Origin of the sequence: Mesorhizobium sp. CO1-1-11 (genome assembly GCF_020164995.1) — a bacterium.
GTDB lineage: Bacteria > Pseudomonadota > Alphaproteobacteria > Rhizobiales > Rhizobiaceae > Mesorhizobium > Mesorhizobium australicum.
Genome location: NZ_JAIUHE010000002.1, coordinates 183,556 through 198,342 on the forward strand (window position 1 = coordinate 183,556; position 14,787 = coordinate 198,342).

Annotated in this window: 14 protein-coding genes and 1 pseudogene; 4 read left to right on the forward strand and 11 right to left on the reverse strand. The window is 62.9% G+C overall.

The window, feature by feature from the left end:
• Positions 1 to 10 precede the first annotated feature (10 nt).
• The 10 genes from LB554_RS02905 to LB554_RS02950 all read right to left on the reverse strand — a co-directional run bounded on the left by LB554_RS02905 (position 11) and on the right by LB554_RS02950 (position 10,274).
• A complete protein-coding gene (locus LB554_RS02905) occupies positions 11 to 628 on the reverse strand; it encodes a riboflavin synthase (protein ID WP_224583055.1) in 618 nt (205 codons plus the stop codon).
• Positions 629 to 634: 6 nt separating this feature from the next.
• Entirely contained in the window at positions 635 to 1,771 is a 1,137-nt protein-coding gene (gene ribD / locus LB554_RS02910; RefSeq protein ID WP_140823667.1) for a bifunctional diaminohydroxyphosphoribosylaminopyrimidine deaminase/5-amino-6-(5-phosphoribosylamino)uracil reductase RibD, read from the reverse strand.
• Positions 1,772 to 1,773: 2 nt separating this feature from the next.
• Positions 1,774 to 2,253, reverse strand: a complete 480-nt coding sequence (gene nrdR / locus LB554_RS02915) for a transcriptional regulator NrdR (protein ID WP_015318247.1) — start codon at positions 2,251 to 2,253, stop codon at positions 1,774 to 1,776.
• A gap of 157 nt (positions 2,254 to 2,410) precedes the next feature.
• The gene (locus LB554_RS02920) at positions 2,411 to 2,989 is read right to left on the reverse strand and encodes a hypothetical protein (RefSeq protein ID WP_015318248.1); all 579 of its coding nucleotides are present in this window, start codon (positions 2,987 to 2,989) and stop codon (positions 2,411 to 2,413) included.
• Positions 2,990 to 3,086: 97 nt separating this feature from the next.
• Complete coding sequence (gene glyA, locus LB554_RS02925) at positions 3,087 to 4,400, reverse strand: serine hydroxymethyltransferase (protein ID WP_015318249.1); 1,314 nt, start codon at positions 4,398 to 4,400, stop codon at positions 3,087 to 3,089.
• A 180-nt stretch (positions 4,401 to 4,580) separates the two neighbouring features.
• The gene (locus tag LB554_RS02930; RefSeq protein ID WP_224583057.1) at positions 4,581 to 6,221 is read right to left on the reverse strand and encodes a Na+/H+ antiporter; all 1,641 of its coding nucleotides are present in this window, start codon (positions 6,219 to 6,221) and stop codon (positions 4,581 to 4,583) included.
• Between the two features lie 132 nt (positions 6,222 to 6,353).
• The gene (locus tag LB554_RS02935; protein ID WP_140661940.1) at positions 6,354 to 7,607 is read right to left on the reverse strand and encodes a murein L,D-transpeptidase; all 1,254 of its coding nucleotides are present in this window, start codon (positions 7,605 to 7,607) and stop codon (positions 6,354 to 6,356) included.
• 350 nt (positions 7,608 to 7,957) lie between these two features.
• On the reverse strand, positions 7,958 to 8,473 hold the full coding sequence (ldtR, locus tag LB554_RS02940) for a transcriptional regulator LdtR (protein WP_013896002.1): 516 nt from the start codon (positions 8,471 to 8,473) through the stop codon (positions 7,958 to 7,960).
• Positions 8,474 to 8,814: 341 nt separating this feature from the next.
• Positions 8,815 to 9,237, reverse strand: a complete 423-nt coding sequence (locus LB554_RS02945; RefSeq protein WP_015318253.1) for a DUF6163 family protein — start codon at positions 9,235 to 9,237, stop codon at positions 8,815 to 8,817.
• Positions 9,234 to 10,274, reverse strand: coding sequence for an enoyl-CoA hydratase/isomerase family protein (locus LB554_RS02950; RefSeq protein WP_224583059.1), 1,041 nt, complete (start codon positions 10,272 to 10,274; stop codon positions 9,234 to 9,236). The genes LB554_RS02945 and LB554_RS02950 overlap by 4 nt, the downstream gene beginning before the upstream one ends.
• Positions 10,275 to 10,437: 163 nt before the next feature.
• Here LB554_RS02950 and LB554_RS02955 point away from each other — a divergent pair, with 163 nt between their 5' ends.
• The 4 genes and pseudogenes from LB554_RS02955 to LB554_RS02970 all read left to right on the forward strand — a co-directional run bounded on the left by LB554_RS02955 (position 10,438) and on the right by LB554_RS02970 (position 13,553).
• Positions 10,438 to 11,259 carry a DUF2066 domain-containing protein gene (locus LB554_RS02955; RefSeq protein WP_224583062.1) on the forward strand — a complete coding sequence of 274 codons (822 nt, stop codon included), beginning with the start codon at positions 10,438 to 10,440 and terminating at the stop codon, positions 11,257 to 11,259.
• Positions 11,260 to 11,372: 113 nt separating this feature from the next.
• Positions 11,373 to 12,404 carry a porphobilinogen synthase gene (hemB, locus tag LB554_RS02960; RefSeq protein ID WP_140787649.1) on the forward strand — a complete coding sequence of 344 codons (1,032 nt, stop codon included), beginning with the start codon at positions 11,373 to 11,375 and terminating at the stop codon, positions 12,402 to 12,404.
• 249 nt (positions 12,405 to 12,653) lie between these two features.
• A pseudogene (locus LB554_RS02965) lies at positions 12,654 to 12,764 on the forward strand (glyoxalase superfamily protein); the annotation flags it as partial.
• A gap of 144 nt (positions 12,765 to 12,908) precedes the next feature.
• Positions 12,909 to 13,553, forward strand: a complete 645-nt coding sequence (locus tag LB554_RS02970) for a dihydrofolate reductase family protein (protein ID WP_140720783.1) — start codon at positions 12,909 to 12,911, stop codon at positions 13,551 to 13,553.
• A gap of 254 nt (positions 13,554 to 13,807) precedes the next feature.
• Here LB554_RS02970 and ppk2 read toward each other — a convergent pair whose 3' ends face one another.
• Complete coding sequence (ppk2, locus tag LB554_RS02975; protein WP_015318259.1) at positions 13,808 to 14,728, reverse strand: polyphosphate kinase 2; 921 nt, start codon at positions 14,726 to 14,728, stop codon at positions 13,808 to 13,810.
• Between the last annotated feature and the right edge of the window lie 59 nt (positions 14,729 to 14,787).

Below are 14,787 nucleotides of genomic sequence, written 5' to 3' on the forward strand. Positions count from 1 at the left end.
CCGCAGGCGATCAAAGCCCCTCTTTCGCCGCCTCCGCCAGCCGGGCGGCGTAGCGGGCCATGGTATCGATCTCGAGATTGACGCGGTCGCCTGCCTTGCGCTCGCCCCAGGTGGTCACGGTCAGCGAGTGGTGGATCAACAGCACGTCGAAGCGGGTGCCCTCGACCCTGTTGACAGTGAGCGAGGTGCCATCGAGCGCGACGGAGCCTTTCGGCGCGATGAATTTCGCCAGATCGCGCGGCGCTTGCAGTGTGAAGCGCACCGCATCGCCCTCATCCCGGCGTTCAACGATCTCGGCGGTGCCGTCGACATGGCCCGAAACGATGTGGCCGCCAAGCTCGTCGCCGATCTTCAGCGCCCGTTCCAGATTGATCCTGGTGCCGGACTTCCAACCGGACGCCGTGGTCAGCCTGAGCGCCTCCTCCCAGGCCTCGACCTCGAACCAGCGCGCGTTCGAGCCGCTGTCGGGCAAAGCCGTGACCGTCAGGCAGACGCCACCGCAGGAAATCGACGCGCCGATGGCGATGGTCTCGGGATCATAGGCGGTGTCGATGCGCAGTCCCATCCCTTCCCGCAGCGGCTTGATGGCGGCCACGGTGCCGATATCGGTGACAATCCCGGTAAACATCGATCGCTATCCCTGAAAATCCCTGATCCATTCGGCGTAACCGTCTTCGCCGAACCGCATCTCGCGCAGCTTGCGAAAACCCACGGGGACATGGTCAGCGTCGACAGGCGATGCAATGCCATCTTGGCCGATCGCTTCCGGACCCTGGAACAGCACGATGCGGTCCACCAGCCCGTCGGCTAGGAAGGCGCTCGCCACCTTGGCGCCGCCCTCGACCAGCACGCTTGCCATGCCAAGCGCCGCCAGATCCTCGAGCAGCTCCGGCAATGCGACGCCGCCCTCGTGCGTCTCCGTACCGATGAAGCGCACGCCGGCGCGCTCGAGCGCGGCCCGGCGCTGCGGATCGGCCTCCAGGCAAGCCGCCACATAAAGAGGTACGCGATCGACGCCCGACACCAGCTTCGAGCCCTCCGGCAGCCTGATCTGGCGGTCGAGCACGATGCGTGCCGGCGACCGGTTCTCCAGTCCGGGCAAACGCACCGTCAGTGCCGGATCATCTTCCAGCGCCGTGCCGATGCCGACCAGGATGGCGTCCGCCTCGGCGCGCATCAGGTAGACTTCGCGGCGCGCCATGTCGCCTGTTATCGCGACCTGGCCGGCGCCTTCCCTGCCGATCTTGCCGTCGCTAGAAAGCGCAAGCTTCAGAATTACTTCCGGGCGCTTTCTCAGAGAGCGAATCAAATAGCCCGCCATCTGTTCGGCAGCTTCCGTGGCGAGGACCTTTTCGACCACTTCGACACCGGCCTCGCGCAGGATGGCGTAACCCTTGCCGGAGACCCGCGGATCGGGATCACTGGCGGCACCCACGACACGCGCGATGCCGGCATTGACCAGCGCGTTGGCACAAGGCGGTGTGCGGCCGTGATGGGCGCAAGGCTCGAGCGTGACATAGGCGGTTGCGCCACGCGCGAGTTCGCCGGCCTCGGCAAGCGCCTCGGTCTCGGCGTGCGGCCGGCCGCCGACGGCGGTGACGCCGGTACCGACGATCATCGGCCCGGTCCCATCATCGCGCACGATCAGCGTGCCGACGGAAGGGTTGGTCGAGGTGCGTCCGGCGTTCTTGCGCGACAGCCGCAAGGCCGCGGCCATGAAACGGCGGTCAAGGGCCGCTTGTTCGGCCTCGCTGCGTTGCGGTGCTGCCATGCTCAGCCGGCGTCCTCTTCGCTCTTTTCTTCGTCCCCCTTCAGCTCGCCGAGCAGCTCGTGGAAATCCTTGGCCTCACGGAAATTGCGATAGACCGAGGCGAAGCGCACGTAGGCGACATCGTCGAGCGATTTCAACGCATCCATGACCAGCCGGCCGACCTCGCCCGAGGCCACTTCCGTTTCGCCGGAGCTTTCCAGTTGGCGCACGATCCCGGTCACCGCGCGATCGATGCGCTCGGGGTCGACATTGCGCTTGCGCACCGCGATCTCGACCGAGCGCAACAGCTTGTCGCGGTCGAACGGCACTTTTCGTCCCGACTTCTTGACCACGACGAGGTCGCGCAACTGCACGCGCTCGAACGTCGTGAAACGGCCGCCGCAATCGGGGCAGACACGCCGCCGGCGGATCGCCGCGCCATCCTCGGCGGGGCGCGAATCCTTCACCTGCGTATCTTCGGACTGGCAATAGGGACAGCGCATGGAGAGCCTTGGGTTCGCGAATCTGGTGGGGTGAAAGGCTTAGAACCTTTCCGGTGCGGATTGAAGCAGTTCCGCTTTTCCACGGCCTGCCGTACTCAGAGATAGCGAGGCGCGAGGAAGATTGCCAGCACGGCAAGCAGTTGCGCCGGCCAGTCCGCTATGGCGCCACGTCCTTGGTTGGAAAGCCACAAGACGCGCCGAGATTGCGATAGGCCTTTGTAAAACCGTCCATCGGAATGCTGGCGACAGCCTGCTTGCCGAACGCAACATCGAGCGAGGTAACCTGGCGCATGGCCCGCAGCAGCGCAAGACTGGTCTTGGCCTGGTTGTCGATCGTCCAGCTCGGACGGCCGTTGACGGCGTCATTGGAATAGACAGTCGTCGAAACCTTGACGCCGGGATCGCCGAAAGTCGCCGCGATCTTCTTGCCAGTTAGCAGGCTCTTGTTGTCGATGGTGATCAAGATTGCCGGATAAGCATCGGGCGGCAGCGCGTCGCCGGTCGAGATCGACAATGTCAGCGTGCCCGAATTGCCACTCGCATCGAAGAAGGCTGTGGAAGCCGCGCAGGTCTTGTGCGCGTCCTGGCCGGTGTCGAGCGTATCGACCATGGTCGTCCACCGGCCGAAAGTGCTGGTGGCAGGCATGTCCGCGGCGGGCTGCGTCTGCGCCAAAACGGGGCCGCAGGCGGCCAGCCAACCGAAGGCGCCGAGAGAAGCAAGACAGAAATTGCGCATCATCAATTCTCCGGTTCGATGCGTCACCCGATCAGGGGTGACGCGATGCCGGTGGATAAAAGATGACGCTTCGCGCCCGGTCAACCGAGATAAGCGATCAACCGAGATAGGGATAGAGGGGGAATCGATCGGTCAATGCGACGACCTTGGCCTTGACCGCCGCCTCGACCGCGGCATTGCCTTCGTCGGAATTGGCGACCTTGAGCCCATCCAGCACCTCGGCGATCAGCTTGCCGATCTCGCGGAACTCGGCCTGGCCGAAGCCGCGCGTGGTGCCGGCGGGCGTGCCGAGCCGCACGCCAGAGGTAACGAAGGGCTTCTCTGGATCGAAGGGGATGCCGTTCTTGTTGCAGGTGATGTTGGCGCGGCCAAGGGCCGCCTCGGCGCGCTTGCCGGTGGCGTTCTTGGGCCTGAGATCAACCAGCATCAGGTGGTTGTCGGTGCCGCCGGAGACGATGTCGAGGCCCGTTTCCTTGAGGCTGGAGGCAAGCGCCTTGGCGTTGGCGGCCACGCTTTCGGCATAGACCTTGAAGCTCGGCTTCAACGCTTCGCCGAAGGCTACCGCCTTGGCGGCGATGACATGCATCAGCGGTCCGCCCTGCAGGCCGGGGAACACCGCCGAGTTCATCTTCTTGGCGATATCCTCGTCATTGCACAGGATCATGCCGCCGCGCGGGCCGCGCAGCGATTTGTGCGTGGTGGTCGTCACCACATGGGCGTGCGGCAGGGGCGAGGGATGCACACCGCCGGCAACGAGGCCCGCAATGTGCGCCATGTCGACCATCAGATAGGCGCCGACGGCGTCGGCGATCTCGCGAAAACGCTTCCAGTCCCAGATGCGCGAATAGGCTGTGCCGCCGGCCAGGATCAGCTTCGGCTTGGTCTCGTGCGCGGTCTTTTCGATGGCGTCCATATCAAGCAGATGGTCGTCCTTGCGCACGCCATAGGAGACGACCTTGAACCACTTGCCGCTCATGTTGACCGGCGAGCCATGGGTGAGATGTCCGCCGGAATTGAGGTCGAGGCCCATGAAAGTGTCGCCGGGCTGCAGCAGCGCCAGGAACACCGCCTGGTTCATCTGGCTGCCGGAATTCGGCTGGACGTTGGCGAAGTTACAACCGAACAGTTTTTTGGCCCGCTCGATGGCCAGTTCCTCGGCCACGTCGACGAACTGGCAGCCGCCATAGTAGCGCTTGCCCGGATAGCCCTCGGCATATTTGTTGGTCATGATCGACCCCTGCGCCTCGAGCACGGCGCGCGAGACGATGTTTTCGGAGGCGATCAGTTCGATCTCGTGGCGCTGGCGACCGAGCTCGTTGCGGATGGCGCCGAAGATCTCCGGATCGGCATCTTCCAAAGTGGTTTCGAAGAAGGATTCGAATTTGTTGGACGCCGCCGCTGCTGTTGCCATGGCCTGAGTTCCCCTAGGGTTGGAAGGGCAAATTCGTGCACGCCGTCGTCCCGAACCACTCAACGGCCTTGGGCGACATGCATTGCGTTCGCGGGGCCATTAACACAGTTGTTTTGGGCTCGCCACGTTTGCAGCGCGAAATTTGCTGGCCGGTTTGCGCCAACGGATCGCGGCGGATCGCTATTTCCTGTCCCGCCGCTGCTTCAACAAGGCCTCGGTCAAGGTGATTTCAGAAAACAGCGCGCGCATCGTGTGATCGTTGATCTCCTGGCTGCGGAACATGGCGCGCAGCGCGGAGCGCTCGGCTTCGATGCCGGCCGCCCTGAGTTCCAGTTCCAGCCTGCCGGCCTCGCGAGCCTCGGCACGGGCCTCGTCGGCTTCGTCCGAAGCCGCGATGCGTCTACGATAACCTGCCACGATGCTGTCGGCGACGGCCAGCCGAGCCTGGACCGCTTCGCCCTCGCCCGCCTCATTGGCGATGCTCTCGATCCTGGCGATCGCCGCATTGGCGGCGCCGACGCGCGCACGGCGCTCTTCCGCCGCCGCCGGATCCTGGCCCGGCTCGACCAGCCCCCGCGCGACCCTGGGCAAGGCAAGGCTGGCGATCAGAAGCGAGCAGATGATGACGCCGGCGGCAAGGAAGATCACCACATCGCGTGCCGGAAAGGGAGAGCCGTCCTGCAAAGCGAGCGGCAATGACAGGATGCCCGCCAATGTGATGGCGCCGCGCACGCCGGCCACGGAGCCGGCAAGCCGGACGCGAAATCCGAACGGCTCGGACTCGCGTTTGCCGATGCGTGCCGCGATCGCCTGGGCGATGTCGCCGACCCAGATCCACAGGAAGCGCAGTCCGATCAGGCAGAGCGTCAGGATCAGCACCGTCGCCACCGGCTCGATCAGCCAATGACGGCTGGACAGTTCCGGTGGGACCTTGCGGATGATGTCGGGAAGCTGCAGGCCGAGCAGGATGAACAGAGCGCCATTGAAGACGAAGGTGAGCGTCGCCCAAAGCGACAGGGTCTGCATGCGCGCCGACACACCGAGGAAGCGGTACATGCCGGAAACCCCAGTCAGCAGGCCGGCGGTGACCGCCGCCAGGATGCCCGAGGCGCCGACATGCTCGGCGCCGAGATAGGCTACGAAAGGCAGCAGGATCATGACGAGAACCTGCGCCTCGGCCGGCACGCCGCCGATGCGGTTGAGCAGCTGCAGCGCCTTGGCGGCGATAAACAGCGCCGCGACACCGGCCAGGATGCCGGCGGCGACGGCGTAGAGGAAGCTGAGCGAGGCTCCCGCGAAGGAGAAGCTGCCGGTCAATGCCGCCGCCACCGCAAAGCGGAACATGACCAGGCCCGACGCGTCGTTGAGCAGCGACTCGCCCTCCAATATGTGCATCAACCGGGACGGAACCACATTCCTGTCGACGATCGCGGACACCGCCACGGCGTCGGTCGGCGACAGCACGGCAGCCAGCGCGAATGCGACGACGAGCGGAATGCTCGGCACCAGCCAATGCAAGGCATAGCCGAAGCCGACAATGGTGAAGAAGACGAGCCCGACGGCGAGATCGAGTATGGGTCCGCGCAAGGCGACGAGTTCGCGCTTGGGCGCCGCGAAGGCGTCGCCGAACAGGAGCGGCGGGATGAAGACCAGCAGGAAAAGCTCCGGATCGATCTCCACATGCAGGCCCTTGGCAGGCCAAGCAAGGGCCGCGCCGATGGCAATCTGCAGCACCGGCAGCGGCACCCGAACCAGCCGGACGAGCGCGCCCGACAGCGCAACGAAGATGAGCACGACGAGAATGAAGATGGCGACGTCCATGGCACGATCCCGGCTGTTTGCCGACCATCGCCAATCGCCTGACCTTCGTCCAGCCGGCCGAATGAGTGGATCTGACGGCGTCCGCAACAAAAAAGCCGCCCTGAGAGCGGCTTTTTTTAAAAAATCAGCTTGTTACAGCGAAGACGTGATCTGCAGCTCGCTGTTGCCGTCGAGCGCATAGACGTCGTCGCGGAACTGGACGACGCCGGGTCCTGTCGACCAGGCCGAGAGATAGAGGAAATGCACCGGCACCGGGTTGGTGACCTGGATCGGCGTGTTCTGGCCGGTCTTGATGGCCGCCTCGAAATGCTGGCGATCCCAGCCGGGCGTGTCGCGAAGGATCCAGGTGACGAGATCGCGCACGTTCTGGACACGCACGCAGCCCGAGGAATCGAAGCGCATCATCTTGCCGAACAGGCTCTGCTGCGGCGTGTCGTGCATGTAGACGCCGTCCGGGCTCGGGAAATTGATCTTGACCGACGCCATGGCGTTTTCGGAACCGGGATCCTGGCGGAAACGGTACTTGGCGGCATCGTCCGTCGACCAGTCCACATTCATCGGATCGACTTCGCTGCCATCGGGCGCGAACAGGCGGATATGGCTGTTCTTGAGATAATCGGGATCCTTCCGCATCAGCGGAATGATGTCCTTGCGCACAATCGAGACCGGGGCGTTCCAGTACGGATTGACGATGATCTCGTTGATCTTGGAATTGACGATCGGCGTCTGGCGATCGATCTTGCCGACGATCGCGGTGTGGCGAAGCACGACGCGGTCGTTCTCGACCGCTTCGATCTGCGCCGCCGGAATGTCGACCAACACGTAACGGCTGCCCAGCGTGCCGGCCTTTTCCTTCAGCCGCTGCAGATTGGTCTGCAACTGGCCGAGCCGGATCTGCGCCGAAACGTTCATCGCGGCGTAGGTGTATTTGCCCATCGAACCGTCAGCCGGCAGGCCGTGGCGCAACTGGAAACGCTTGACCGCCGAGTCAACATAGGAATCGAACGCTGTCGAAATGCCGGCGCTCTGCGACAGGTCGCCCGCAACCATCAGGCGCTTGCGCAGCGGCACCACGTCCGGATCGTCGACGCCGAGTTGCAGCTTCTTGGTCGCGGGAACGTCCGTCCAACCGCCCTGCCCGACAATGTTCTGATACTGCGCGACCGCCTGCTCGGTGAAGGCGACAGTCTGGGGACTGAAGATGGGCAGCGTCGAGGCCACCTTGCCGCCTTCGCTGGCGCGGGCATCGAACTGATCGTCCCAGTTGCCGCGGGCCGAGGATTTCAGGATATCCCCGATCACATCCTGCGCATTCGCACGCCCAGCCACCACGGCGGCGGCGAGCGCGGAGGCTCCGGAAAGGAAAAAGCGGCGGCTGGTTCTCATGGACGTTCCAGACATTCTTGTAGCGGTTCGATCACTTGCTGCGTCAACCATCGCGCGATCTCGCCCGCACTCTAAAATCGGCAATCTTAACAATTAGCCAACCATGGTCCGTATCACATTGGCGACCAAGGCAAGGGGCGCGACACGGTTGCGGGTGGACGCATGGTCTTCACCACAGCATCACTGCCGCTCTCGGTTCCATTGGAATATGGCGGCAACGTGGCCTTGGCCCGTAATTTGCTTTGGCCGGACGCAAGAAAGAAAAGACCGGTGCTTTTCGGCACCGGCCCTGACTGAAGGTCGCTGTTTCGGCCACGCTTCTGCGGCGCGGCTCCGTTTCCTGGATGCTCTTACATCCGGTAGGCAATCGTGTCGTTCCAGAAGCGGTCGAGCCGCTGCAAAGCGCGGTTCATCTGCTTGAACTCGTCGGTGTTGATGCCGCCGACCTGTTCGATCGAGCCGACATGGCGCTCATAGAGACCGGCAACCACGTCTGCCACTTCATTGCCTTTCGGCGTCAGCGAGACGCGGACCGAACGGCGGTCGATGCGCGAGCGCTGGTGGTTGATGAAGCCGAGATCGACCAGCTTCTTCAGATTGTAGGAGACGTTCGAGCCGAGATAATAGCCACGCGAGCGCAGTTCGCCGGCGGTCAGCTCGGAATTGCCGATGTTGAAGAGCAGCAGCGCCTGGATGGCGTTGATGTCGGAGCGGCCGTTGCGGTCGAATTCGTCCTTGATGACATCAAGCAGACGGCGGTGCAGGCGCTCGACCAGCTGCAGCGATTCCATGTACAGGGAACGGATAGCCTCGCGGCGATCGTCGGAAACGTTGGCGGTCTTCGCCGCCGGACGCGAATTGATCATTGTCTTTGCCTCTCGTTTGTCGCCTTGGTGATTTTTTGTTTTTCACCTTGATCGCGACACTATCGAATACTCATAAAATTCGACTTAAACGCTAGGGCTAACAAGAGCTTACCGGTAAGAGGTTTCGCAAGACGCTTAACGAACGGTCACCCGAGCAAGGATGATTAACCTAAAGATTTAGGCAATGATCGCCGCGCCGGATTCAGGCGGTCGCCAGGTCGTCAACGCGTACAAGGGCTTGCGGCATGTCGCGGCGAATAGGATTCGCCCGACCTGCCGCAGGCTTCTGATTTTATGCATGTCGTTGTCCCGCAACCGAGGACACTTCGGGGCGACATGCGTTAGTGCCGTGCCGGTCGTTTCTGCAGGTAGATGACGACGCGAAAGACGATATAGAGCAGCGCCACGCAGGCATGCGAGACGATAATCAGCAGACGATGGCCGAAAAGCTCGGGAAAGCCGGCATACATGACCGTCTCCGTGACCGCGCAGATGAACCAGATCACCGGACCCCAGGACGCCAGCATCCACAACCCCGCCGCAGCGAAGGGAAAGAACACGGCGAGCATCACCGCCGCCACCTGCCAATGCACCGGCATAAGGTCGAACCGCCACAGCGAGCCCGGATAGAAGCCGATCAGCTTGATCCAGTAGAGGATGCCGAACAGCAGGCAGTAGCCCGCGATGACGCGCTGGAACCAGGCGAAGATCACCTCGACCGTCGAGGGCTGCAGGATGACGCGTCTCGATGTCACTTCGCTCACAACTCGAGCTCCCGATCGCCGAGCGGGGCAAAATAGGCCTCGACATCCGCCTCGCTAACCGCATCGATCGCTGCCGGCCGCCATTGCGGCTTCGAGCCCTTGTCGATGATGGCGGCGCGGATGCCTTCGTAGAAATCGTGGCCGGCCAGCATCCGGTTCAGGATGCGGAACTCCATCCTCATGCAGTCGTCCATCGACAATGTCTGCCCGGCGCTGATCTGTCGCCAGGCGACGCGAAGGCTGGTCGGCGAGCGCCTGCGGATCGTTGCCAGCGTCCCGGTGGCGAATTCGTCATTGCCCGCGCGGTCCAGGCTGTCGATCAGATCCGGCAGCGACGGTTGGGCGAAATGGCGGGAGATCGCCTCCAGGATCGGCCTGTCGGTCTCCCGCTTTGCCGGAACAAAGAAACCGCGCAGCACCGATTCCGGATCGCCCGTCAGCGCCAGCCGATCGAGGAAGCTTGTCTGGTCTTCAGCCTTGATGGTGTGGGTGGCCAGCCCAGACCACAGCGCATCGCCATAACGAATGCGGTTCCCGGTCAGCGCCAGGTACATGCCGAAGGAACCGCCAAGGTCGGGCAGCAGATGACTGGCGCCGACATCCGGGAAAAAGCCGATGCCGACCTCCGGCATGGCGAACTGGGCATTCTCGGTCATCACCCGGTGCGAACCGTGGAAGGAAATGCCGACCCCGCCGCCCATCACGATACCGTCGATGAGCGCCACATAGGGCTTCTTGAAACGCGCGATGTAGGCGTTGAGGCGATACTCGTCGGCGAAAAATTCGACCGGTGGGTTTCCAGCCCGGCCGGCTTCGTAGATGTGCAGGATGTCGCCCCCGGCCGAAAACGCCCTGCCCTCGGCCTTGACCACGAGGACATCCACACCCTCGTCGCGCTCCCAAGACCGCAGGGCCTTGCCCAGCGCCTTGATCATGCGATGGGTGACGGCGTTGAGCGCCTGCGGCCGCGTCAGCGTGACGACCCCGGCCCTGCCCAACCTTTCGAAGCGAATTTCGTCGCCTCCACCAAAATCCATCGCCAGAGAATCCTTGTTCCCGCGCCTGCGGGACTGAAGTGCTAAAGGCGGCACATGGGTGCGTCAATGGCTGCAGCCTGGCCGCCTCGATCTTGGCGGCTAGCGGTCGCCGATGCTAGACATTGGTGGCCGGTACGACAGGCCGAGAGCAGGATAGTTAGCCATGCCGCAATTTTTGCGCTTTGCCTTTGTTCTGAGTTGCCTGCCGTTTTTGTGGGCAACCAATGTCCCCGCGGGGGCAGCCGACCTTGGCGACCTTTACCACTCGCAGACCATTGTCACCGGCCAGGGTGAAGAAAATCGTCAGCTCGGCTTCAGGACCTGCCTCGACAAGGTGCTCGTCCGTGTTTCGGGCGATCAGCGGCTGCTTGCCAGACGCGAAATGGACGCGCTGCGCGACAAGGCCGGCAGCTTTGTCGACTCGTTCCGCTACCATGACCGGATGGAGGGCATTCCGATCCATGACGAGCAAGGGACGCATGACCGGCCGCACGATCTCACCTGCTTCTACAAGCCTGATGTGATCGACAGGCTGCTGGCGTCGCTCGGCAGCAGGCCCTGGCTTGGCGAGCGGCCGACACTCACCGTCTTCCTCACGACCGAACAAGGCGCGCGGCATTTCATGCTGAGCGCCGAGGAAGGGCGTGGCGAGACGATGCGCGAATCCTTCGTCAATGCCAGCGGGCCGATGCTGATGCATGTCGCGTTTCCCAAGGCCGCGCAACTTGCCGGCTTGGGCGAAGAAGCGCTGCGCGCGACGGACATGGCAAGGCTGGATCGAGTGGCCAAGCAAGCCGGAGGCGACCGAGCGCTCGCCGGCAGCATCGTATGGAGCGACGAGGAACTGGGCTGGATCGCCGATTGGCGACTGGCCGATCACGGCAAGACCTATCGTTGGCAGGTGCGCGGTGTCAGCTTCGACGAGGCGTTCCGCGTGGCAATCGGAGGCGCGGCACAGATCCTTTCGGGCAACGGGCAGCCCTGAACCAATAGGCGTGGTGGACAGCGCTACAGGCAGCTTTCGGCACTGGCACAAACGTGTCGCATTGGTCAGCACCAAGGGCTCGTGGTAAAAGCCACCGATCCGGAGTTTTGGCCATGAACAAATTCACCCCAGCAAAAGCTGCCGGCGCGCGCAGCGTCGACGATGTCACCGGCAGCCGCCGCCTGCGCCGCATGCGCAAGGCCGACTGGTCGCGCCGGCTCGTGCAGGAGAACAGGCTTTCGGTCGACGACCTGATCTGGCCGATCTTCGTCGTCGAGGGCAGGAATGTCCGAGAGCCGATTGCCGCCATGCCCGGCGTCTTCCGGCTTTCGGTCGACCTTGCCGTCAAGGAGGCCGAACGGGCGGCCAAGCTCGGCATCCCGGCCCTTGCCACCTTCCCCAACGTCGATCTCGGCCTGCGCGACCAGACGGGTTCCCACATCCTCGACCCGGAAAATATCATCAACCGCGCCACACGCGCCATCAAGGACGCGGTACCCGAGATCGGCATCATCACCGACGCCGCACTCGACCCGTTCACCAGCCATGGCCATGACGGCATCCTGCGCGACGGCATCATCGTCAATGACGAGACGGTCGAACAGGTCGCCGCGGCGGCCGTCATCCAGGCGGCGGCCGGCGCCGACATCATCGCGCCGTCCGACATGATGGACGGCCGCATCGGCGCCATCCGCGACGCGCTCGACGCCAACGGTTTCCAGGACGTGGCGATCATGTCCTACGCCACAAAATTCGCGTCGGCCTTCTACGGCCCCTATCGCGAGGCGGTCGGCACCGCCGGTCTGCTCAAGGGCGACAAGAAGACCTATTACATCGACCACGCCAATTCGGACGAGGCGGTGCGCGAGGCCGAACAGGACCTCGCCGAGGGCGCAGACATGCTGATGGTCAAGCCCGGCCTGCCCTATCTCGACATCATCCGCCGGCTGAAGGACGAATTCCAGATGCCGACCTTCGCCTACCAGGTCTCGGGCGAATATTCGATGATCAAGGCGGCTGATTCCAATGGCTGGATCGATGGAGAGAAGGCGATGCTGGAATCGTTGCTCGCCTTCAAGCGCGCCGGCTGCGACGGCATCCTGACCTATTTCGCACCCGAAGTGGCTGTGATGCTGAAGGGGTAGCCCGACTTGCCGGGCAAGGCACTTCAGTAGATGTCACCACTCTTTCGACTGGTCGGCGGTTCTATCGAAAACCCGCTGACAAAAACTGGCGGCTGCAACTATGATGGAAGCGGCCGACAGCCCGCACCCTCGGCCAAGAGGTATGGCGAACGCTTCCTGAGGATGCTTCCTGACCCGTTTCACCGTCGGGCGAAGGTGTCGGCAATGCGGGCACTGACGAAGGCTTTGCCGTGACCCGAGGAAACGGACATGCTTGCCTATCGCGATGCCAAGACGATGGCGAAAGCCATGCGGGAGGCGCTTGCCGCCCGCAGACTGACGATCAGCCACAGCGAGGCCCTTGAGATCGTCGCGCGCCAACCGACCGGCCAATGAGGCGGCGGCCGTAGCTTGGCGGCAATCGGAAATACCTTTTCCGGCTCGAAAAACCACTTGCAATTCAAAATCAGTTTGCTAGAAGAAACCACTTGCAAAAAACAACCGGTTCTCAAGGAGGAGGTTCTCATGTCCAAACTTCGCGTCAACGCTTTCAGCCTGTCGCTTGACGGCTATGGCGCCGGCCCCGATCAGAGCCTTGAAAATCCGCTCGGTGTCGGCGGACCGGCCCTGCACAAATGGGCTTTCAGCACTCGCACCTTCCGCAAGATGTTTGGCCAGGAAGGCGGCGAGACAGGCGTTGACGAAGACTTTGCGGCGCGCAGCTTCGAGAATGTCGGCGCCTGGATCCTCGGCCGCAACATGTTCGGGCCGATCCGGGGCGAGTGGCCTGACGACAGCTGGAAGGGCTGGTGGGGCGACAATCCGCCCTATCACGTCCCGACCTTCGTGCTGACGCATTACAAGCGCGATCCCATCGTGATGGAAGGCGGCACGACTTTTTATTTCGTAACCGACGGCATCCATTCGGCTCTCGAACAGGCCAAAGCGGCCGCGTCAGGCAAGGATGTGCGGGTCGGCGGCGGCGTCTCCACCATCCGGCAGTATCTGCAGGAAAAGCTGATCGACGAGATGCACCTGGCGATCTCGCCGGTGCTGCTTGGCAGAGGCGAGAACCTTTTTGCGGGCCTCGACATGCTGAATCTGGGCTACCAGTGCGGCGAACAGGTGGCGACGGCACTGGCCACGCACGTGGTGATCAAGCGGGCGTAAGGTGGCGAAACCCTCGACGAAAGCCCATTTCTCCCCGTCACTATACGGGGAGAAATGTCCGGCAGGACAATGAGGGGCGGCGCTAGCGCTAGAAGATTGCGCTGTCGAGCATGTCCGATGGCAATGTGTCAGCAGAAGAAGATAGCGCGCGCGGGGGTTTATCCGGGCTCAATTGTCAAAGCCAGCGCCGCCCCTCATCCGCCTGCCCGGCACCTTCTCCCCGTATAGTGACGGGGAGAAGGACAAACTCTCGCTCAATACTTCTCCGGCACGTAAAGCTCGCGCGGCAGCACCTGGCGCTCGTATTCCGGGTTGAAGACGCGCTCCGGCAGCGTGATCTCCTCGTGCGGCACCTCTTCATACGGCAGCTGCTTGAGCAGATGGTCGATGCAGTTCAGCCGCGCGCGCTTCTTGTCGTTACCCTCGACGATGAACCAGGGCGCCTCGGGAATGTTGGTGCGGGCGAAGGTCTCCTCCTTGGCCTTGGTGTAGTGTTCCCAGCGCACCCGCGACTGCAGGTCCATCGGCGACAGCTTCCACTGTTTCATCGGGTCGTGGATCCGCATCAGGAAGCGCATTTGCTGTTCCTCGTCGGTGATCGAGAACCAATATTTGACCACGGTGATGCCCGAGCGCACCAGCATGCGCTCGAACTCCGGCACGTCATGGAAGAACTCCTCGACCTGCTCGGGGCTGGCAAAACCCATTACCCGTTCGACGCCGGAGCGGTTGTACCAGGAGCGGTCGAGCAAAACGATCTCGCCGCCTGCCGGCAAATGCGGGACATAGCGCTGGAAATACCATTGCGACTTCTCGCGTTCGGTCGGAGCCGGAAGCGCCACGACGCGGCAGATACGCGGATTGAGCCGCTGTGTGATGCGCTTGATGACGCCGCCCTTGCCAGCGGAGTCGCGGCCCTCGAATATCACCACCAGTTTCTTCTTGTGGTAGGCGACCCAGGATTGCAGCTTGATCAATTCGGACTGGAGGCTGATCAGGTCGCGAAAATACTGCATGCGATCGATCGAAGGCGGATGCGAGTTCTTGTAGATCTTGGCGATCTCCATCGAGAGGGCCGGCTCCGACATTTCGAGCTCATAGTCCTCGTCGAGCGTGTCGGCGAGCTCGGCTTCAAGCCAGTCCTTGGCAGGGGAATTCTGTTTCAGCTCGGTCATATCAACTGCTCCGCTTGCAAGCCCTGTCGGTTACCACTGGGCGCTCCAATTGCTGGCCA

Excerpts from the sequence above, each read along its gene's own strand:
- LB554_RS02970 (WP_140720783.1), top strand. The coding sequence starts at position 12,909 with ATGTCCAAACTTCGCGTCAACGCTTTCAGCCTGTCGCTTGACGGCTAT.
- LB554_RS02955 (WP_224583062.1), top strand. The coding sequence starts at position 10,438 with ATGCCGCAATTTTTGCGCTTTGCCTTTGTTCTGAGTTGCCTGCCGTTT.
- LB554_RS02950 (WP_224583059.1), bottom strand. The coding sequence starts at position 10,274 with ATGGATTTTGGTGGAGGCGACGAAATTCGCTTCGAAAGGTTGGGCAGG.
- ribD (WP_140823667.1), bottom strand. The coding sequence starts at position 1,771 with ATGGCAGCACCGCAACGCAGCGAGGCCGAACAAGCGGCCCTTGACCGC.
- hemB (WP_140787649.1), top strand. The coding sequence starts at position 11,373 with ATGAACAAATTCACCCCAGCAAAAGCTGCCGGCGCGCGCAGCGTCGAC.
- LB554_RS02935 (WP_140661940.1), bottom strand. The coding sequence starts at position 7,607 with ATGAGAACCAGCCGCCGCTTTTTCCTTTCCGGAGCCTCCGCGCTCGCC.
- LB554_RS02920 (WP_015318248.1), bottom strand. The coding sequence starts at position 2,989 with ATGCGCAATTTCTGTCTTGCTTCTCTCGGCGCCTTCGGTTGGCTGGCC.
- LB554_RS02905 (WP_224583055.1), bottom strand. The coding sequence starts at position 628 with ATGTTTACCGGGATTGTCACCGATATCGGCACCGTGGCCGCCATCAAG.
- LB554_RS02930 (WP_224583057.1), bottom strand. The coding sequence starts at position 6,221 with ATGGACGTCGCCATCTTCATTCTCGTCGTGCTCATCTTCGTTGCGCTG.
- glyA (WP_015318249.1), bottom strand. The coding sequence starts at position 4,400 with ATGGCAACAGCAGCGGCGGCGTCCAACAAATTCGAATCCTTCTTCGAA.
- ppk2 (WP_015318259.1), bottom strand. The coding sequence starts at position 14,728 with ATGACCGAGCTGAAACAGAATTCCCCTGCCAAGGACTGGCTTGAAGCC.
- ldtR (WP_013896002.1), bottom strand. The coding sequence starts at position 8,473 with ATGATCAATTCGCGTCCGGCGGCGAAGACCGCCAACGTTTCCGACGAT.
- nrdR (WP_015318247.1), bottom strand. The coding sequence starts at position 2,253 with ATGCGCTGTCCCTATTGCCAGTCCGAAGATACGCAGGTGAAGGATTCG.